At 72.7% G+C, this 16,394-nt stretch carries 12 protein-coding genes; 6 read left to right on the forward strand and 6 right to left on the reverse strand.

What is annotated here, in order from left to right; all coding sequences use genetic code 11:
• Positions 1-36: 36 nt before the first annotated feature.
• Complete coding sequence (locus DRV84_RS13200) at positions 37-855, forward strand: ABC transporter ATP-binding protein (RefSeq protein WP_115981492.1); 819 nt, start codon at positions 37-39, stop codon at positions 853-855.
• Positions 856-865: 10 nt separating this feature from the next.
• Positions 866-2,671, forward strand: coding sequence for an AMP-dependent synthetase/ligase (locus DRV84_RS13205; RefSeq protein ID WP_115981494.1), 1,806 nt, complete (start codon positions 866-868; stop codon positions 2,669-2,671).
• 3 nt (positions 2,672-2,674) lie between these two features.
• On the opposite strand, the gene DRV84_RS13210 is transcribed toward DRV84_RS13205, so the two are convergent.
• Together DRV84_RS13210 and tgt are read right to left on the reverse strand one after the other, a co-directional pair.
• Positions 2,675-3,616 carry an Acg family FMN-binding oxidoreductase gene (locus DRV84_RS13210; protein WP_115981496.1) on the reverse strand — a complete coding sequence of 314 codons (942 nt, stop codon included), beginning with the start codon at positions 3,614-3,616 and terminating at the stop codon, positions 2,675-2,677.
• A gap of 79 nt (positions 3,617-3,695) precedes the next feature.
• Positions 3,696-4,826, reverse strand: coding sequence for a tRNA guanosine(34) transglycosylase Tgt (gene tgt, locus DRV84_RS13215; protein WP_115981498.1), 1,131 nt, complete (start codon positions 4,824-4,826; stop codon positions 3,696-3,698).
• 140 nt (positions 4,827-4,966) lie between these two features.
• Between tgt and cobS the strand changes: the two genes are divergently transcribed.
• From cobS to DRV84_RS13235, 4 genes are all read left to right on the forward strand, one after another.
• Positions 4,967-5,953: a cobaltochelatase subunit CobS gene (gene cobS / locus DRV84_RS13220; RefSeq protein ID WP_115981500.1), complete on the forward strand. Its 987-nt coding sequence runs from the start codon at positions 4,967-4,969 to the stop codon at positions 5,951-5,953.
• A 125-nt stretch (positions 5,954-6,078) separates the two neighbouring features.
• Complete coding sequence (cobT, locus tag DRV84_RS13225; protein WP_115981502.1) at positions 6,079-7,947, forward strand: cobaltochelatase subunit CobT; 1,869 nt, start codon at positions 6,079-6,081, stop codon at positions 7,945-7,947.
• 479 nt (positions 7,948-8,426) lie between these two features.
• Entirely contained in the window at positions 8,427-10,223 is a 1,797-nt protein-coding gene (locus DRV84_RS13230; RefSeq protein WP_115981505.1) for an aminopeptidase P family protein, read from the forward strand.
• Positions 10,224-10,236: 13 nt separating this feature from the next.
• A complete protein-coding gene (locus DRV84_RS13235) occupies positions 10,237-10,581 on the forward strand; it encodes a DUF427 domain-containing protein (RefSeq protein WP_115981507.1) in 345 nt (114 codons plus the stop codon).
• A 100-nt stretch (positions 10,582-10,681) separates the two neighbouring features.
• Here DRV84_RS13235 and selD read toward each other — a convergent pair whose 3' ends face one another.
• From selD to DRV84_RS13255, 4 genes are all read right to left on the reverse strand, one after another.
• Entirely contained in the window at positions 10,682-12,847 is a 2,166-nt protein-coding gene (gene selD / locus DRV84_RS13240) for a selenide, water dikinase SelD (RefSeq protein ID WP_115981509.1), read from the reverse strand.
• Positions 12,848-13,010: 163 nt separating this feature from the next.
• On the reverse strand, positions 13,011-14,327 hold the full coding sequence (locus DRV84_RS13245; protein ID WP_115981511.1) for a TRAP transporter large permease: 1,317 nt from the start codon (positions 14,325-14,327) through the stop codon (positions 13,011-13,013).
• Positions 14,324-14,848 carry a TRAP transporter small permease gene (locus DRV84_RS13250; protein ID WP_338052722.1) on the reverse strand — a complete coding sequence of 175 codons (525 nt, stop codon included), beginning with the start codon at positions 14,846-14,848 and terminating at the stop codon, positions 14,324-14,326. Before DRV84_RS13250 ends, DRV84_RS13245 begins: the two co-directional genes overlap by 4 nt.
• 74 nt (positions 14,849-14,922) lie before the next feature.
• Positions 14,923-15,978: a TRAP transporter substrate-binding protein gene (locus DRV84_RS13255; protein ID WP_115981513.1), complete on the reverse strand. Its 1,056-nt coding sequence runs from the start codon at positions 15,976-15,978 to the stop codon at positions 14,923-14,925.
• Between the last annotated feature and the right edge of the window lie 416 nt (positions 15,979-16,394).

Here is a 16,394-nt window from a genome sequence, read left to right on the forward strand (position 1 = left end):
GCGGGGATATTTGGGCCAAGAAGAAGGACCGGGCGCGTGCTGACCATCGAGAACGTCGAGGTGACCTATCACCACGTGGTGCAGGCCCTGCGGGGCCTCTCGCTCGAGGTGCCGGACGGGCGGATCGTCACGCTTCTGGGCACCAACGGGGCGGGCAAGACGACGACGCTCAAGGCGGCCTCGAACCTGCTCGGGCTCGAGAACGGCGCGGTGGGCGAGGGGCGCATCCTCTACCGCGGCCGCGACATCCGCGGCGTCGCGCCGGACCGGCTCGTGCAGGAGGGGCTCTTTCATGTGCGCGAGGGGCGGCGGATCTTCGCGGAGATGACCGTCGAGGACAATCTCGTGGCGGCGAGCTACGCGCTCGACCGGCGCGACGCGCGGGCCGATTACGACCGGGTCTGGGACTTCTTCCCGGTGCTGAAGGAGCGGCGCCGGCAGGTGGCGGGCTATCTCTCGGGGGGCGAGCAGCAGATGCTCGCCTTCGGGCGGGCGATGATCGCGCGGCCCCGGCTCATCCTGATGGACGAACCCTCGCTCGGGCTCGCGCCCAAGGTGGTGGAGGAGATCTTCGCCACGATCCGGCGGCTCAACGCCGAGGACGGGGTGACGCTCCTCGTCGTGGAGCAGAACGCGGGCCTCGCCTTCTCGGTGGCCGACTACGGCTACATCATGGAGCACGGGCAGATCGTGATGGAAGGCCCCACCGAAACGCTGCGCGACGACCCGGACATCCGGAGCTTCTACCTCGGCGTCGCGGAGGCGGGCGGGGGCGCGGGCAAGGACACGGGCGAGACGCGGCAGAGCTTTCGGGACGTGAAGCATTACAAGCGCCGCAAGCGCTGGCTGAGCTGAGGAGCGCGCCATGGCACGGAGCTTTCGCACGCAGGTGGAGATGATCGCGGGCCACGCCCGGGCCGCGCCCGACCGGGTGGCGATGCGCCAGAAGGAGCACGGCATCTGGCAGGAGCTCACCTGGTCCGGGCTCGAGGAGGTGACGCGCGCGCTCGCCGCCGGGCTGATCGACCTCGGCGTGGCGCACGGGGCGCATTGCGGCATCCTCTCGGAGAACCGGCGGGACTGGGTGCTCGCGCAGTTCGCCGTCGCGACGGCCGGCGGCGTGGTGGTGGGCATGTATCCCACGAGCCCGGCGGCCGAGATCGAGCACCTCGTGACCGCCTCGGACACCGAGATCCTCTTCGTCGAGGATCAGGAGCAGCTCGACAAGATCGTGGAACTGCGGGGCCGCTTGCCGAAGCTGCGCCGGGTGATCGTCTTCGACCCGCGCGGCACGGGCGGGGTGAGCGACTACGGGCTCCTGAGCTTCGAGGCGCTTCTGGCGCGCGGCCGCGCCGTCGTGGCGGCGCAGGCCGACGAGATCGCCCGGCGGCAGGGCCGGATCGCGGCGCACGACACGGCGATGATGGTCTTCACCTCGGGCTCCACGGGGCTGCCGAAGGCGGCGATGATCAGCCATGCGAACCTCTCGGGCGCCGCCGATTACTCGCGCGAGATCTTCGGCGATTTCCCGCCGGGCACCGACATCCTGAGCTACCTGCCGCTCTGCCACATCGCCGAGCAGAACGTGACGGTGATCAACGCGCTCGCCGGACAGATGGTGATGAACTTCGGGGAGAGCTTGCGCACCATCCGGCTCGACCTGCGCGACGTGGCGCCCGAGATCTTCTTCGGCGTGCCGCGCATCTGGGAGAAGACGCAGGCCGAGATCGGCGTGCAGGCGGCGACGGCGGGGCGGATCCGGCGGCCGCTGACGCTGAAGGCGCTCGCGGTGGCGAAGGAGCTCGGCGCGAAGCGGCGCGACCGCTGGAGCCTCGGCGAGCGGCTGCGCTGGCGGCTCTGGGACCTGCTGATCTACCGCCACATCCGCGCCTACCTCGGGCTGTCGCGGTGTCGCGTCGCGGTGACGGCGGCGGCGCCGATCTCGGAGGATCTGCTGGCCTTCGTGCGCGGCATCGGGATCAACGCGCGCGAGGCCTGGGGCATGTCGGAGACCACCGGCGCGGCGAGCATCCAGCCCGACTGGGGCTGTTCGGACGGGCGCGTGGGCCATTTCGTGGACGGGGTCGAGCACCGGATCGCGGAGGATGGGGAGCTCCTCGTGCGGGGGCCGATCGTCTTCGAGGGCTACTACCGCAACGAAGCGGCCACCGCCGAGACGCTGACCGCCGACGGGTGGCTCCACACCGGCGACGTAGCCGAGCACGCGCCCGACGGTTCCATCACGCTCGTGGACCGCAAGAAGGACATCATGATCAACGCGGCCGGCAAGAATCTCTCGCCCTCGCTGATCGAGAACGTGATGAAGTCGAGCCCCTACATCAAGGAGTGCATCGTCATCGCCGACAAGCGCCAATACGTCACGGCGCTGGTGCAGATCGACATGGACACGGTGCGCATCTGGGCCGAGAACCGGAAGCTCGCCTACACCACCTTCCGCTCGCTCGCGGAGAACCCCGAGGTCGTGGCGCTGATCGACGCGGAGGTCGCGCGGCTCAACGCCAAGCTCGCGCGCGTCGAGCAGGTCAAGAAGGTCTGGCTCCTGCCCAAGGAGCTCGACCACGACGACGGCGAGGTGACGGCGACGATGAAGGTGCGCCGCGCCAGGATCCATCAGACCTACGCCCCCCAGATCGAGGCGCTCTACGCCTGAGGCTCACGGCACGAGGACCTCGCCGACCGGGCGGCGCGGCGTGGCCGCGGGCGGGCCGTCGGGCCGGCCGAGGCGCAGGACGCTCTGCGGCAGCCCGGCGTCGCGCACCAGCGTCTGCACCCGCGGGCGCAGCGCGGCGACCTGCAGCGGCTGGTTGAGATAGCCCGCCTGTAGCCCGTCCCCGGCCGCGACGAGCAGGACACGCGCGAGCGCCATGCCGGCGCGCAGCCAGTCGCGCGGCGTGTCGCCCTCGGTGCCGAGCACGGCGAGGCACGGCGCGGCGCGCGCGCGTTCGGCGTCCTGCGCGCCGATCCGGTCGCCCATGTCGAAATGGCGCACCGCGAAGCGCGCCACCGGCACCGCCACGCCCGGCATCGCGAGCCCGTCGCCCATGCGGCGCGGGTGCATCCACATGGCGAGTTCGCGGCGCCAGCGCGGATCGGCCCATTGCGTCGCGTCGCCCTCCGCGACGAGGTCGGCGAGCGCGGCGCGCAGCGAGTCGCTCTCGACCGGGGTGAGCCGCGCGCCCTCGGCCCCGGCCGCGGCGGCGAGGCGCTGCACGATCTCCGGCTCGACCGCCGCCCCCTCGAAATCGCCGCGATGGGTTTGGCGCGCCCCGATGGCCGGCGCGAGCGCGGCGAGCGCGGGGTCCGCCGCCCCGCCGATCTCGACCGTGGCGAGCAGGTCGCTGTCGTCGCCCTCGGGCAGCAGCGTCACCTCCGCGCCGGCGCCCTGCCGCGCGACCGCGACGCGCAGGGTCAGCAGCGCCGCGCCGCAGCTCATGGTGAGCTCCCGGTCCTCCGGGTCGTTCACCGGCAGCGCGCGCGTCCGGTCGGCGCAGAGGCGCAGGCCGCCGTCCGCGCGCTCGAAGAGCCAGGGCTGCGTGTTGTGGCTCGAGGGCGCACGCACCGCCTCGGCCACGGCCCCGTCGATGTCGATGGGCATGCCGGTCCTCCGTCGTCCGCTCGGTGCGTCTATTGTGGCACACCTGTGGCGGGCCGACATTGACGCAAGGCAAAGGCGCTCAGAGCGGCGGGATGTCGCCCTCGGCCCGGCGGGCGTGGAACGCGGCTTCCCAGGCGGCGAAGCGGCCCTCGGCGATCGCCGCGCGCATCCCCGCCATGAGGTCCTGGTAATACTGGAGGTTGTGCCAGGTCAGCAGCATCGCCGAGAGGATCTCGCCCGAGCGGAAGAGGTGGTGGAGATAGGCGCGCGAGTAGCTCCGGCAGGCCGGGCAGGCGCAGTCCTCGTCCAGCGGGCGCGGGTCGTCCTGATGGCGCGCGTTCTTCAGGTTGACCGCGCCGCGCGGGGTGAAGGCCTGCGCCGTCCGCCCCGAGCGGGTGGGCAGCACGCAGTCCATCATGTCGATGCCGCGCTTGACCGCGCCGACGATGTCGTCGGGCTTGCCCACCCCCATCAGGTAGCGCGGCTTGTCGGCCGGCAGCATCGCGGGCGCGTAGTCCAGAACGCCGAACATCGCCGCCTGCCCCTCGCCCACGGCGAGGCCGCCGACGGCGTAGCCGTCGAAGCCGATCTCGCGCAGCGCCTCGGCGGATTCGGCGCGCAGGTCGCGCTCGAGCCCGCCCTGCTGGATGCCGAAGAGCGCGTGCCCGGGCCGGTCGCCGAAGGCCTCGCGTGAGCGCGCCGCCCAGCGCATCGAAAGCTGCATGGACTCCGCGATGCGCGTGCGATCGGCCGGCAGCGCCGGGCACTCGTCGAAGCACATCACGATGTCGGAGCCCAGAAGGCGCTGGATCTCCATCGAGCGCTCCGGCGTGAGCTCGTGGCGCGATCCGTCGATGTGGCTCTTGAAGGTGACGCCGCGCTCGGTGAGCTTGCGCAGTTCGGCGAGGCTCATCACCTGAAAGCCGCCCGAATCTGTGAGGATCGGCCGCTCCCAGTTCATGAAGCGGTGCAGCCCGCCGAGCCGCGCGATGCGCTCTGCGGTGGGGCGCAGCATCAGGTGGTAGGTGTTGCCGAGCAGGATATCGGCGCCCGTCGCGGCGACGCTTTCGGGGCGCATCGCCTTGACGGTGGCGGCGGTGCCCACGGGCATGAAGGCGGGCGTGCGGATCGCGCCGCGCGGCGTGTCGATCCGGCCCAGCCGGGCCGCGCCGTCGGTGGCGAGGCACTCGAAGGAGACGCGCTTGGTCATGGTCCGCTCCCTTGCGCCATTCGCCCGCGCGGCGCAAGCGCGGCCCGGCCGGCGGCCCCGCGCGCCCGGCCCTTTCCCTTGCACCGGGCCGGAATATGTTGCAGCACGACAGGCGCAGCAGACAGGAGCGACGGGACGACATGGCGGACGGCGGCATCGACATCGACGCGAAACCCACCGAGGAGATCTCCGTCCGCGAGGTTTTCGGCATCGACACCGACATGGTCGTCAAGGGCTTCGCCGAGCGCACCGACCGCGTGCCGGAGGCCGATCCGACCTACAAGTTCGACCCCGACACGACGCTCGCCATCCTCGCCGGCTTCGCGCACAACCGCCGCGTCATGGTGCAGGGCTACCACGGCACCGGCAAGTCCACCCACATCGAACAGGTCGCGGCGCGGCTCAACTGGCCCACGGTGCGCGTCAACCTCGACAGCCACATCAGCCGCATCGACCTGATCGGCAAGGACGCGATCAAGCTGCGCGACGGCAAGCAGGTCACCGAGTTCCAGGAGGGCATCCTGCCCTGGGCGCTCCGGAACCCCGCGGCGATCGTCTTCGACGAATACGACGCGGGCCGCGCCGACGTGATGTTCGTGATCCAGCGCGTGCTGGAGGCCGACGGCAAGCTGACGCTTCTGGACCAGAACGAGGTCATCACGCCGAACAAGCACTTCCGCCTCTTCGCCACGGCGAACACCGTGGGCCTCGGCGACACGACGGGCCTCTACCACGGCACGCAGCAGATCAACCAGGGCCAGATGGACCGCTGGAGCCTCGTGGCGACGCTGAACTACCTCTCCATCGACGCCGAGGTGTCGATCGTCCTGTCCAAGGCGCCGCACTACAACACCGAGCACGGGCGCAAGACGGTCAAGCAGATGGTCACCGTCGCGGACCTGACGCGCACGGCCTTCATGAACGGGGATCTCTCCACCGTGATGAGCCCGCGCACCGTGATCGCCTGGGCGCAGAACGCCGAGATCTTCCGCGACGTGGGCTACGCCTTCCGCGTGAGCTTCCTCAACAAGTGCGACGAGCTCGAGCGCCAGACGGTCGCCGAGTTCTATCAGCGCTGCTTCAACGAGGAACTGCCCGAGAGCGCGGCGAACGTCAGCCTCGGCTGAGCCGCGCAGCCGCCCGCGACCGGCGCGGCGCGCGCGCGGCCCGGTTGGCCGGGGCGCCCGCCGCGGCTGGCCATCGCGGTGCCGACACACTAGCTTCGCGGCAAGGCTCACGCCGGGACGGACGCATGACCAAGACCTCGGACAACCCCGCCGATCCCTTCAAGAAGGCGCTCGCCGAAGCGACCAAGGTGATGGCGCACGACCCGGATCTCACGGTGAGCTACTCCGTGGACCCGGCGGGCGTCTCGGGCGACACCATGCGCCTGCCGCAGGTCAGCCGCCGCATGACCCAGGACGAGGTGCTCGTCGCGCGCGGCACCGCCGACGCCCTCGCGCTGCACCGGCGCTACCACGACGCGGGCACCCACGCGCGCTACGCGCCCCGGGGCGAGATGGCGCGCGAGCTCTACGAGGCGATGGAGACCGCCCGCTGCGAGGCGATGGGCGCGCGCGACATGCCCGGCACCGCCAAGAACATCGACGCGCGCATCGGCGCGGAGGCGGCGCGGCGCGGCTACGACGGCATCGCCGACGCCTCCGACGCGCCGCTGCCGGTGGCGGCGGGCTACCTGATCCGCCACCTCGCCACCGGCCGCGAACTGCCCGAGGCGGCGCGCAACGTCATGGACCTCTGGCGCGGCTACATCGAGGAACAGGCCGGCGCCACGCTGGAGGAGCTGCAGGACACGCTCGCCGATCAGGGCGACTTCGCGCGTTTCGCCCGCAAGGTGATCGAGGATCTGGGCTACGGCGACCAGCTCGGCGAGGACCCCGACCTCGAGGAGGACGAGCAGGACGAGGCCGAGGAGAGCGCCGAGGAGAACGAGCCCGACAGCGCCGGCGAGGAGGAGAGCGGCGAGGAGTCCGAGGCCGCGCCCGAGGAAAGCCAGGAGGAGACGCAGGACGAGAGCCAGGCGCAGGTGAGCATGGAGGAGCTCGCCGACGAGGAGCAGGGCGAGGAGAGCGAGCTGCCCGAGGGCGAGGCGCCGCAGGAGCCGCCCCCGCCCCCCGCCGTCTCCGAGGCGGACCCCGGCTACCGCGTCTTCGACCGCGCCCACGACGAGGAGATCGGCGCGCAGGATCTCGCCGACCCCGTGGAGCTCGAGCGGCTGCGCGCCTATCTCGACCAGCAGCTCGAACCGCTGAAGGGCGCGGTGGGGCGGCTCGCCAACAAGCTCCAGCGCCGGCTTCAGGCGCAGCAGAACCGCAGCTGGGAGTTCGACCGCGAGGAGGGCATCCTCGACGCGGGCCGCCTCGCGCGGGTGGTGGCGAACCCGACGACGCCGCTCTCGTTCAAGGTCGAGAAGGACACCGAGTTCCGCGACACGGTGGTCACCCTCCTGCTCGACAACTCGGGCTCGATGCGCGGACGCCCGATCTCGATCGCGGCGATCTGCGCCGACGTGCTCGCGCGGACGCTCGAGCGCTGCTCGGTGAAGGTCGAGATCCTCGGCTTCACCACCCGCGCCTGGAAGGGCGGGCAGAGCCGGGAGGCCTGGCTCGCGGAGGGCCGGCCGCTCGCGCCCGGGCGGCTGAACGACCTGCGCCACATCGTCTACAAGTCCGCCGACGCGCCCTGGCGCCGGGCGCGCGTGAACCTCGGGCTGATGATGAAGGAAGGCCTCCTGAAGGAGAACATCGACGGCGAGGCGCTGGAATGGGCGCACCGCCGCGTTGCCGGCCGACCCGAGGCGCGCAAGATCCTGATGGTGATCTCCGACGGCGCGCCGGTGGACGATTCGACGCTCAGCGTGAACCCGGCGAACTACCTCGAGAAGCACCTGCGCGACGTGATCGCCATGGTCGAGCGCAAGAAGCAGACGGAGCTCATCGCCATCGGCATCGGCCACGACGTGACCCGCTACTACAAGCGCGCGGTGACGATCACCGACGTCGAACAGCTCGCCGGCGCGATGACCGAACAGCTCGCCGGGCTCTTCGACAGCGACCCGCGCGCCCGGGCCCGCGTCATGGGCATCCGCAACGCGGGTTGAGCGGCCGGCGCGGGGGCGCCGCGCCGTCGCCTGCCCCGGCGTGATCGGTGCGTGCAGAGCCCGCCCCCGCGATGAGCGTACGCCGTCGGGTGTGTGATCTCACGCGCCAGACGGGGCCGGGATCGCGCCGGGATCGGCTGCCGTGCCGTCCCGACCGCGCTCATGGCGCGAAACACGCCACACGCACCGCCGCCCCGGCGTGATCGGTGCGCGCAGAGCACACACCCGACGGGGCCGACCGGCCCGTGCGCGCCGAGGGCGGCCCGGTGCACCCGATACCCGCGCCGCGGGGGGAGCGCACGCAACCGCACCCGCCCGGCGGCGCCCTCGATCGGGCGGGCGTCGGCCCATCACGCCGCCCCGGTCCCACCCCGCCCGCGCGACCGCCGGGCACCGAGCGGAGCCGAATTGCCGCGCGGGCTTGCATCCGGGCGCGGCTCGCTGTTCCTTCACGCCATCCGGAAACCGGGGAGCGCCGCATGTTCCAGACCTTCGAGGCCACCAGCCGCCCCGAGCAGGGGCCGCCCCGCCTGCGTCTCCTGCGCGAGGAGATGGCGCGCGCGGAGCTCGACGGCTTTCTCGTGCCGCGCGCCGACGCGCATCAGGGCGAATACGTCGCGCCCCGCGACGCGCGGCTGACATGGCTCACCGGCTTCACCGGATCGGCCGGCTTCTGCGCGGTGCTGCAGGAGGTGGCCGGCATCTTCGTGGACGGGCGCTACCGCGTGCAGGTGCGCCAGCAGGTGGCCGAGGCGTTCACCCCGGTGAACTGGCCCGAGACGAAGCTCGGGCCGTGGCTGCGCGAGCAACTGCCGCACGGCGGCGCGGTGGGCTTCGACCCCTGGCTGCACACGGTCCGCGAGATCGAAACGCTGGAGGCCGCGCTCGACCGCAGCGGCGTGCACCTCCTGCCTTCCGACAACCTGGTGGACCGCATCTGGACCGACCAGCCGGCGCCGCCCGCCGCGCCGGTCACGGCGCATCCGCTGGAGTATGCCGGCGAGCGGTCGGCGGAGAAGCGCACGCGCCTCGGCGCCGAGCTTCATGCCGCGGGCGAGGCGGCGGCGGTGCTGACGCTGCCCGATTCGATCTGCTGGCTGCTGAACATCCGCGGCGGCGACGTGCCGCGCAATCCGGTGGCCCACGGCTTCGCGATCCTGCACGCCGACGGGACGGTGGACCTCTTCATGGCGGCGGCCAAGCTCTCGGAGGTGCGCGGCCGGCTCGGCGACGGCGTGCGCCTCGCGCCGCCGGAAGATTTCGCGGACGCGCTCGCCGCGCTGGAAGGGCGCGTGCGCATCGACCCGGCGAGCGCGCCGCTCGCCGTGCTGCGCGCGCTCGAGGACGGCGCGGCCGAGCCGGTGCACGGAAGCGATCCCTGCCTCCTACCCAAGGCGCGCAAGAACGCGGCCGAGCGCGCGGGCGCCGAGGCCGCGCACCTGCGCGACGGCGCGGCGATGGCGGAGTTCCTCTGCTGGCTCGACGCGCAAGCCCCGGGCAGCGTCACCGAGATCGGCGCCGCCACGAAGCTCGAGGAGTGCCGCCGCGCCGCGCCGGAGCTGCGCGACATCTCCTTCGACACCATCGCGGGCGCCGGGGAGCACGGCGCGATCGTGCATTACCGCGTCACCGAAGAGACCGACCGCCCGCTTGAGGCCGGCGAGCTCTTCCTCGTGGACAGCGGCGGGCAATACGTCGACGGCACCACCGACATCACCCGCACGGTGCCGATCGGCCCCGCGGGCGAGGAGGAGCGCGCGGCCTATACCCGCGTGCTGCAGGGGCTGATCACGATCTCGCGGCTGCGCTGGCCCCGGGGGCTCGCCGGCCGCGATCTCGACGCGCTGGCGCGGATGCCGCTCTGGCTCGCAGGGCAGGACTACGCGCATGGCACCGGGCACGGGGTGGGCGCGTACCTTTCGGTGCACGAGGGGCCGCAGCGCCTCGCCCGGACCGGGGAGGTGGCGCTGGAGCCCGGCATGATCCTCTCGAACGAGCCGGGCTTCTACCGCGAGGGCGCCTACGGCATCCGGCTCGAGAACCTCGTCGTCGTCGAGGAGGCCCCCGCCCTGCCCGGCGGTACCGTGGGCGAGATGCTGCGCATGCAGACGCTGACCTACGTGCCTTTCGACCGGCGGCTGATCGTGACAGAGATGCTCTCGGGGCCGGAACGCGCCTGGCTCGACGCCTACCATGCGCTCTGCCGGCGCAAACTCACGGGACGGCTGGGACCGGCGGCGCAGGCCTGGCTCGACGCGGCGACCGCGCCGATCTGAAGGAGACCACGACATGGCGAACCGCATCACGATCCGCCCCGCCGAGGGCAAATGGAGCGTCCGCGCCGGGGGCGCGGTGCTCGGCGAGAGCGCGGCCGCGCTGGAGCTCGACGAGGAGGGCTATCCGCCGGTGATCTACTTCCCGCGCGCCGACCTCGCCATGGCCTTCCTCGAACGCACGGAGTCGGCGAGCCACTGCCCGTGGAAGGGCGACGCCAGCTGGTTCTCGATCGTCACCAAGTCCACCACGATCCCCGACGCGGCCTGGAGCTACGAGACGCCGGTCGAAGGGGTGGCCGCGATCGCGGAGTACGTGGCCTTCCGCGAGAGCGATCAGGTGACCGTCGAGCGCATCTGAGACCGGCGCGGAGGGGGGCTGTCCGCCCCCCTCTTGGCCTGCGGCCAATTCAACCCCCGAGGATATTTCCGCCAAGAAGAAGGACCGGGGCGCGCGGGCGTCAGTCGGCGGCGCCGGGGCGGCAGGCGATTGCGGGCGGGCCGGCCGTCACGCGGCCGATGCGGTGGGCGGGGACGCCGGCCTGCGCGAGCTCGGGCAGGAGATGCGCGGCGGCGGCCTCCGGCAGGGCGGCGAGGAAGCCGCCGGCGGTCTGCGGGTCGTGGAGGAGCGCGCCGCGCGCGCCCTCGGCGCCGGTGACCGGGGCGTGGGCGCGGTTCTCCGCCCAGATGGTGGAGCGCACCCCCGCCTCGGCGAGGCGGAGGGCGCCGGGGTAGAGCGGCAGGGCCTCCGGGTCGATCTCGGCGGCGACGCCCGAGGCGGTGCAGATCGCCATCAGGTGCCCCGCGAGGCCGAAGCCGGTGACGTCGGTCATGGCGTGCGCGCCACGCAGGCGCTCGGCCGCCGCGCCCTGCGGTGTCTCCATGGTTTCGAGGAGGGTGGCGATCTCCTCGCCGCGGGCTTTGAGTCGCATTTCGGCGGCGAGGAGCGTGCCGCTGCCGATGGGGCGGGTGAGGATCAGCGCGTCGCCCGGCCGCGCGCCGGCGAGTGTGACCGGATCGCCGTCGAGGAGGCCGGTCACCGTGAAGCCGAGGGTCGTCTCGCCGCCCATGGTGGAGTGCCCGCCCGCAAGCTCGGCGCCGGCGGCGCGCAGCGTGTCGGAGGCGGCCTCGAGGATCTCCTCGAGGGTGCGGCGCTGGAGCGCCGGGCGCATGCGGGGCAGGATCACCGTGGCGAGCGCGGCCTGCGGGCGCGCGCCCATGGCCCAGATGTCGCCCATGGCGTGGAGCGCCGCGATGCGGGCGAGGCGCGCGGGATCCTCGGTGAAGGCGCGCAGGTGGTCGGTGGTGAGCACCTGCCGCGCCTCGCCCACGCGGAGCACCGCGGCGTCGTCGCCGGGCACGCTCAGCACGTCGGCGCGCGCGGGCGCGGGGAGACCCGCCGTCGCCCCGGCCAGCGCTGCGGGCGCGAGCTTCGAGCCGCAGCCGGCGCAGAGCGGCTCGGCGGGCTCCTGCGCGTCGGGGGCGGGGGCGGGCGTCATCGCGGGGAGGTCGCGGAGCTTCTCCATGAAGCCGCGGTCGATGCGGTCCTTGAGCCGCCAGAGGAGCGGGCTTTCGACCGCGAGGCCGCCCTTCTCGGCGAGGGCGGATTTTTCGCCGAGGGAGATGAGCTTCAGGTAGTCGCGCTGCGGGCGATAAGGGCGGAGCCGCGCGCCGGTCGCGGCGGCGCGCAGGTTGTCGTGCAGCACCGGCGCGGCGCGCACGGCGTAGACCCCGGCCTTGGGGCGCGGCGCGTGCGAAAGATGGGCGCAGTCGCCGGCGGCGAAGAGGTCGTCGCGCCCCTCCACCCGGAGGTCGGGGCCGACGCGGAGCGCGCCCTGCTCGGTCGGCAGGCCCGTCTCGGCGAGCCAGGGCTGCGGGCGGGCGCCGGCGGCGCCGGCCACGAAGGCGGCCGGCACGGTCTCGCCGCTCGCGAGCCGCACGCCGTCTTCGAGGACCTCCGCCGCCGGGGCGCCGAGGCGTAGCGTCACGCCCTGCCGCGCGAGCGCGGCGGCGAGGCGGCGGCCGGCTGCGCCGGGCGCGGGGAGCTCCGGCGCGGCCTCGATCACGGTGACCTCGGCCGCGCATCCGCGGGCGCGGAGCGCGTGCGCCATGGCCATCGCGAGCTCGAGCCCGGCCACGCCGCCGCCGATCACCGCGGCGCGGGGCGCGGCCCGCCCGGCCTCCGCGGCGTCGAGGAAGGCGGCCCAGCGCCGCGAGAGCCCCTCGAGCGGCTTGGCGGGGACCGCGTGCGCGGCGAAGCCCAGCAGGTCCGGCATCTCGGAGGTCACGCCGACGTCGATCGAGGCGATGTCGTAGTGGATGCGCCGGTCGCCCACGGTGATCGCCCGCGCCTCCGGGTCGAGCGCGGTGGCGCGGCCGAGGATCAGCCGCGCGCCGGCGAAGCGGGCGAGGCGGACGAGGTCGATCTCGAGCGCGGCGCGGGGATAGTGGCCGGCGACGTGGCCCGGCAGCATGCCCGAGTAGGGCGCGGTGGGGCCCGGGTTGATCAGCGTCAGCCGCGCCGTGGGCAGGAGCGCCATGCCCCACTTGCGCAGCACGAGCGCATGGGCGTGGCCGCCGCCCACGAGCACGATGTCGCGGGTGAGCTCTGGGGCGGGCTGCATCATGGGAACCCCCGGATCGTCACGGGGCGGGCTTACCGGGTTCGGCGCCGTCTGCAAAGCGGGACGCGCCGTCGCGGGGGGAGGGGGCGCTGCCCCCTCTTGGCCTGCGGCCAATTCACCCCCGGGATATTTGGACCAAGAAGAAGTCCGCCGCCACGCAGCCCGCTCAATCGGGCAGCAGGAAGAGGGTGATCGCCGGGAAGGCCACGAGGAGCGCGACGCGCAGGATGTCGGAGCCCACGAAGACGAGCACGGCGCGGTAGGTGGCCGCCATCGGCGTCTCGCGGTCCATGTTGTTGATGATGAAGAGGTTGAGCCCCACCGGCGGGGTGATGAGCCCCACCTCGACCACGATCAGCACGAGGATGCCGAACCAGATCGCCACGTGCTCGGCCGGCATGCCGAAGTCGAGCGCCGAGATCACTGGGAAGAAGATCGGCACCGTGAGAAGGATCATCGAGAGCGAATCCATCAGGCAGCCGAAGAGCAGGTAGAGACAGAGGATCGCGATCAGCACCATCCACGGGCTGAAGCCCTGCTCGACCACGGCGCGCGAGAGCTCCTGCGGCACCTGCGTGAGCGCGAGGAAGCCGTTGTAGAACCCGGCGCCCAGCACGATGAAGAAGATCATCGCGGTGGATTTCGCGGTCGCCGTGAAGCTCTCGCCCAGCGTGCGGACCGTCAGCCCGCCGTTGGCGAGCGCGATCAGCCCGGTGCCGAAAGCGCCCACCGCCGCGGCCTGCGTCGGCGTGAAGATGCCGCCGTAGATGCCGCCGACCACGGCGACGAAGACGAGGAGCACCGGCCAGACCGCCGCCAGCGCGCGGAGGCGTTCGGCCCAGGGGATCGGGGCGCGCACGCCGGCGGCGTCGGGGTTGAGGCGCACGTAGATCGAGATCGCCGTCATGTAGCCGGCGGCGGCGAGGAGGCCGGGCACGACGGCGGCGAGGAAGAGCTTGGCGATGTTCTGCTCGGTCAGGATCGCGTAGATCACCAGCACCACCGAGGGCGGGATCAGGATGCCGAGGGTGCCGCCGGCGGCGAGCGTCGCCGTGGAGAACCCGCCCGAGTAGCCGTAGCGCTTGAGCTCGGGCAGGGCGACGCGGCTCATCGTGGCCGCCGTGGCGAGCGAGGAGCCGCAGATCGCGCCGAAGCCCGCGCAGGCGCCGACGGCGGCCATCGCCACGCCGCCGCGGCGGTGGCCGAGAAAGCCCTCGGCGGCGCGGAAGAGCGCCTGGCTCATGCCGCCGAGCGTGGCGAAATAGCCCATGAGCAGGAACATGGGCACGATGGTGAGCGAGTAGTTCGAGAAGGTCGTGTAGGCCTCGGTCTTGAGGCGCGCCATGGCCATGAACGGCCCGTTCATCACCAGCCACAGCCCCCCGAAGCCGGTGACGAACATCGCCAGCCCGATCGGCACCCGCGCGAAGATCAGCAGGAGGAGGACCGGGAAGGACCAGATGCCGATGGCGAGATCGCTCATTCCGCCGCTCCGTCGCCCGTCTCGATGAGGTCGTGGTTCGTCCAGAGCTCCCAGGCGCGGGCCGCCGCCGTCCAGACGCCGACGGCCGCGGCGGCGACCGCGCCGACGAGGCTCGCCGCGTAGGACCACCAGACCGGGAACTGCAGCAGGAAGGTCGTCTGCCCCGAGCGGAGGCGCGCCTGCATGCCCTCCTCGAGCTGCACGGCGATGACTACCAGCACGGCGGCGAAGAGCGCCTCGGTCGCCGCCCGCAGCAGGCGGAAGGCGCGCCCGGTCAGCCAGTTCGTGAAGATGTCCACCGTCGCGTGGCCGGCGGTGATCTGGCAGAGCGGCAGGAAGGCGAAGATCGCGAAGGCCATGCCGGCCTGCACCAGCTCCTCCTCGCCCGGGATCGGGCCGAGGGCCGTCTGACCGCCGAGGATCGAGGCGACGGTCACGAGGATCGTGGCCGAGAGCACGAGACCGCCCAGCATCGCCATGACGCGGGCGAAGCCGTGAACGATGCGATGGATGCGCTGCACGCGGACCTCCCCGGGTCGAACGACGACGGGCCGCGGCGCAGGCGTCGCCGCGGCCCGTGTCAGCTTGCGGCGGCTCAGTAGGCGCCGTCGTAGCTGTCGTGATACTCTTCCATGAGGGCGCGCGCCGCGTCGATCAGGGCCTGACCGTCCTTGCCGTCCTCTTCCATGCCGGCGATCCAGCTATCGTAAACCGGCTGCGCGCGATCGATCCAGACCTGCGTCTCCTCCGCGGAGAGCGTGACGATCTCGTTCCCGGCCTCGACGGCCATCTCGCGCGCGGGGGCGTCGGCCGCGGCCTGCGTGCCGCCCGCGAAGACCGAGAAATCCAGCCGCGAGTTGGCGTCGACGACCGCCTGCAGATCCTCCGGCAGGCTTTCGTAGCGTGCCTTGTTCATGGCGAGCACGAAGGTCAGGGTGTAGAGGCCCGGCCCCTCGAACTCGGTGTGATGCTCGACGAGCTCGGGAATTCGGAGCGACGAGGTCACCTCCCAGGGGATGGTGGTGCCGTCGATCACGCCCTTCGAGAGCGCCTCGGGCACCGCGGGGACCGGCATGCCCACGGGCTCCGCGCCCACGCGCGTCAGCAGCTCGTTGACGAGGCGCGAGCCGCCGCGGATCTTCATCCCGTCGAGATCCGAGGGCGCGCGCACCGGCGTGTCGGTATGGAACATCCCCGGCCCGTGCACCCAGGTGCCGAGGATCTCCACGTCGGCGAATTCGCTCTCGGCCATGCGCTCTTCGTGGAGCTTCCAGAAGGCGTAGGAGGCCGCGCGGGCGTCCTCGACGAAGAAGGGCAGCTCGAAGACCTCGGTCGAGGGGAAGCGGCCCGGCGTGTAGCCGACCACCGTCCAGACGACGTCGGCGATGCCGTCGATCGCCTGATCGATAAGTTCGGGCGGGGTGCCGCCGAGCTGCATCGCGGGAAAGCGCTGAACCTCGATGCGCCCGTCGCTCTCGGCCTCGACGCGGTCGGCCCAGACGTCGAGGATCTGGCTCGGCACCGCCGATTGCGCCGGCAGGAAATGGTGCAGCCGCAGCGTCACCTCCTGCGCCGCCGCGCCTCCGGCGAGCCCGAGGCCCAGCGCCGCGGCCCCGGCGAGCCCCATCAGCCCTCTGCGATCGATCGTCATGTGACACCTCCCCGTTGTCCTCGATCCGGGCGCGATTTGTAGCATGTCGCGCCGGTCATGCACCCCTTTTTCTTCGGCGGCGCGCCCCCCATGCTTTGCAGTGCGAATCGGCTTTGCTAGCGTCCTGCGACGAGAGACCCGAGGCGAGAGCGGACCGGAATGCGGACAGGTTTCCGCGGCATCCTCGCGATGACCGCGTCGCAGCGCGAGACCCGTGCACGTCCACGGGGCGGTCCACACGTGGCCGGTCGGGGCGCCGCGGCCCGCCCCCAAGGCGCGGGCGAAGCCCCGCGCGGGCGCCGCTGGCCGGAGCGCGCCAGGGGACAGGCGCGCAGCGGGGCCGCAGCGCGGCGCCCGCCCGGGGCGCCGGGACGGCGCACCAACACCCGACACGGCGCGCCCTCGGCGCCTGGGCG

Source organism: Rhodosalinus sediminis (assembly GCF_003385555.1).
Lineage (GTDB): Bacteria > Pseudomonadota > Alphaproteobacteria > Rhodobacterales > Rhodobacteraceae > Rhodosalinus > Rhodosalinus sediminis.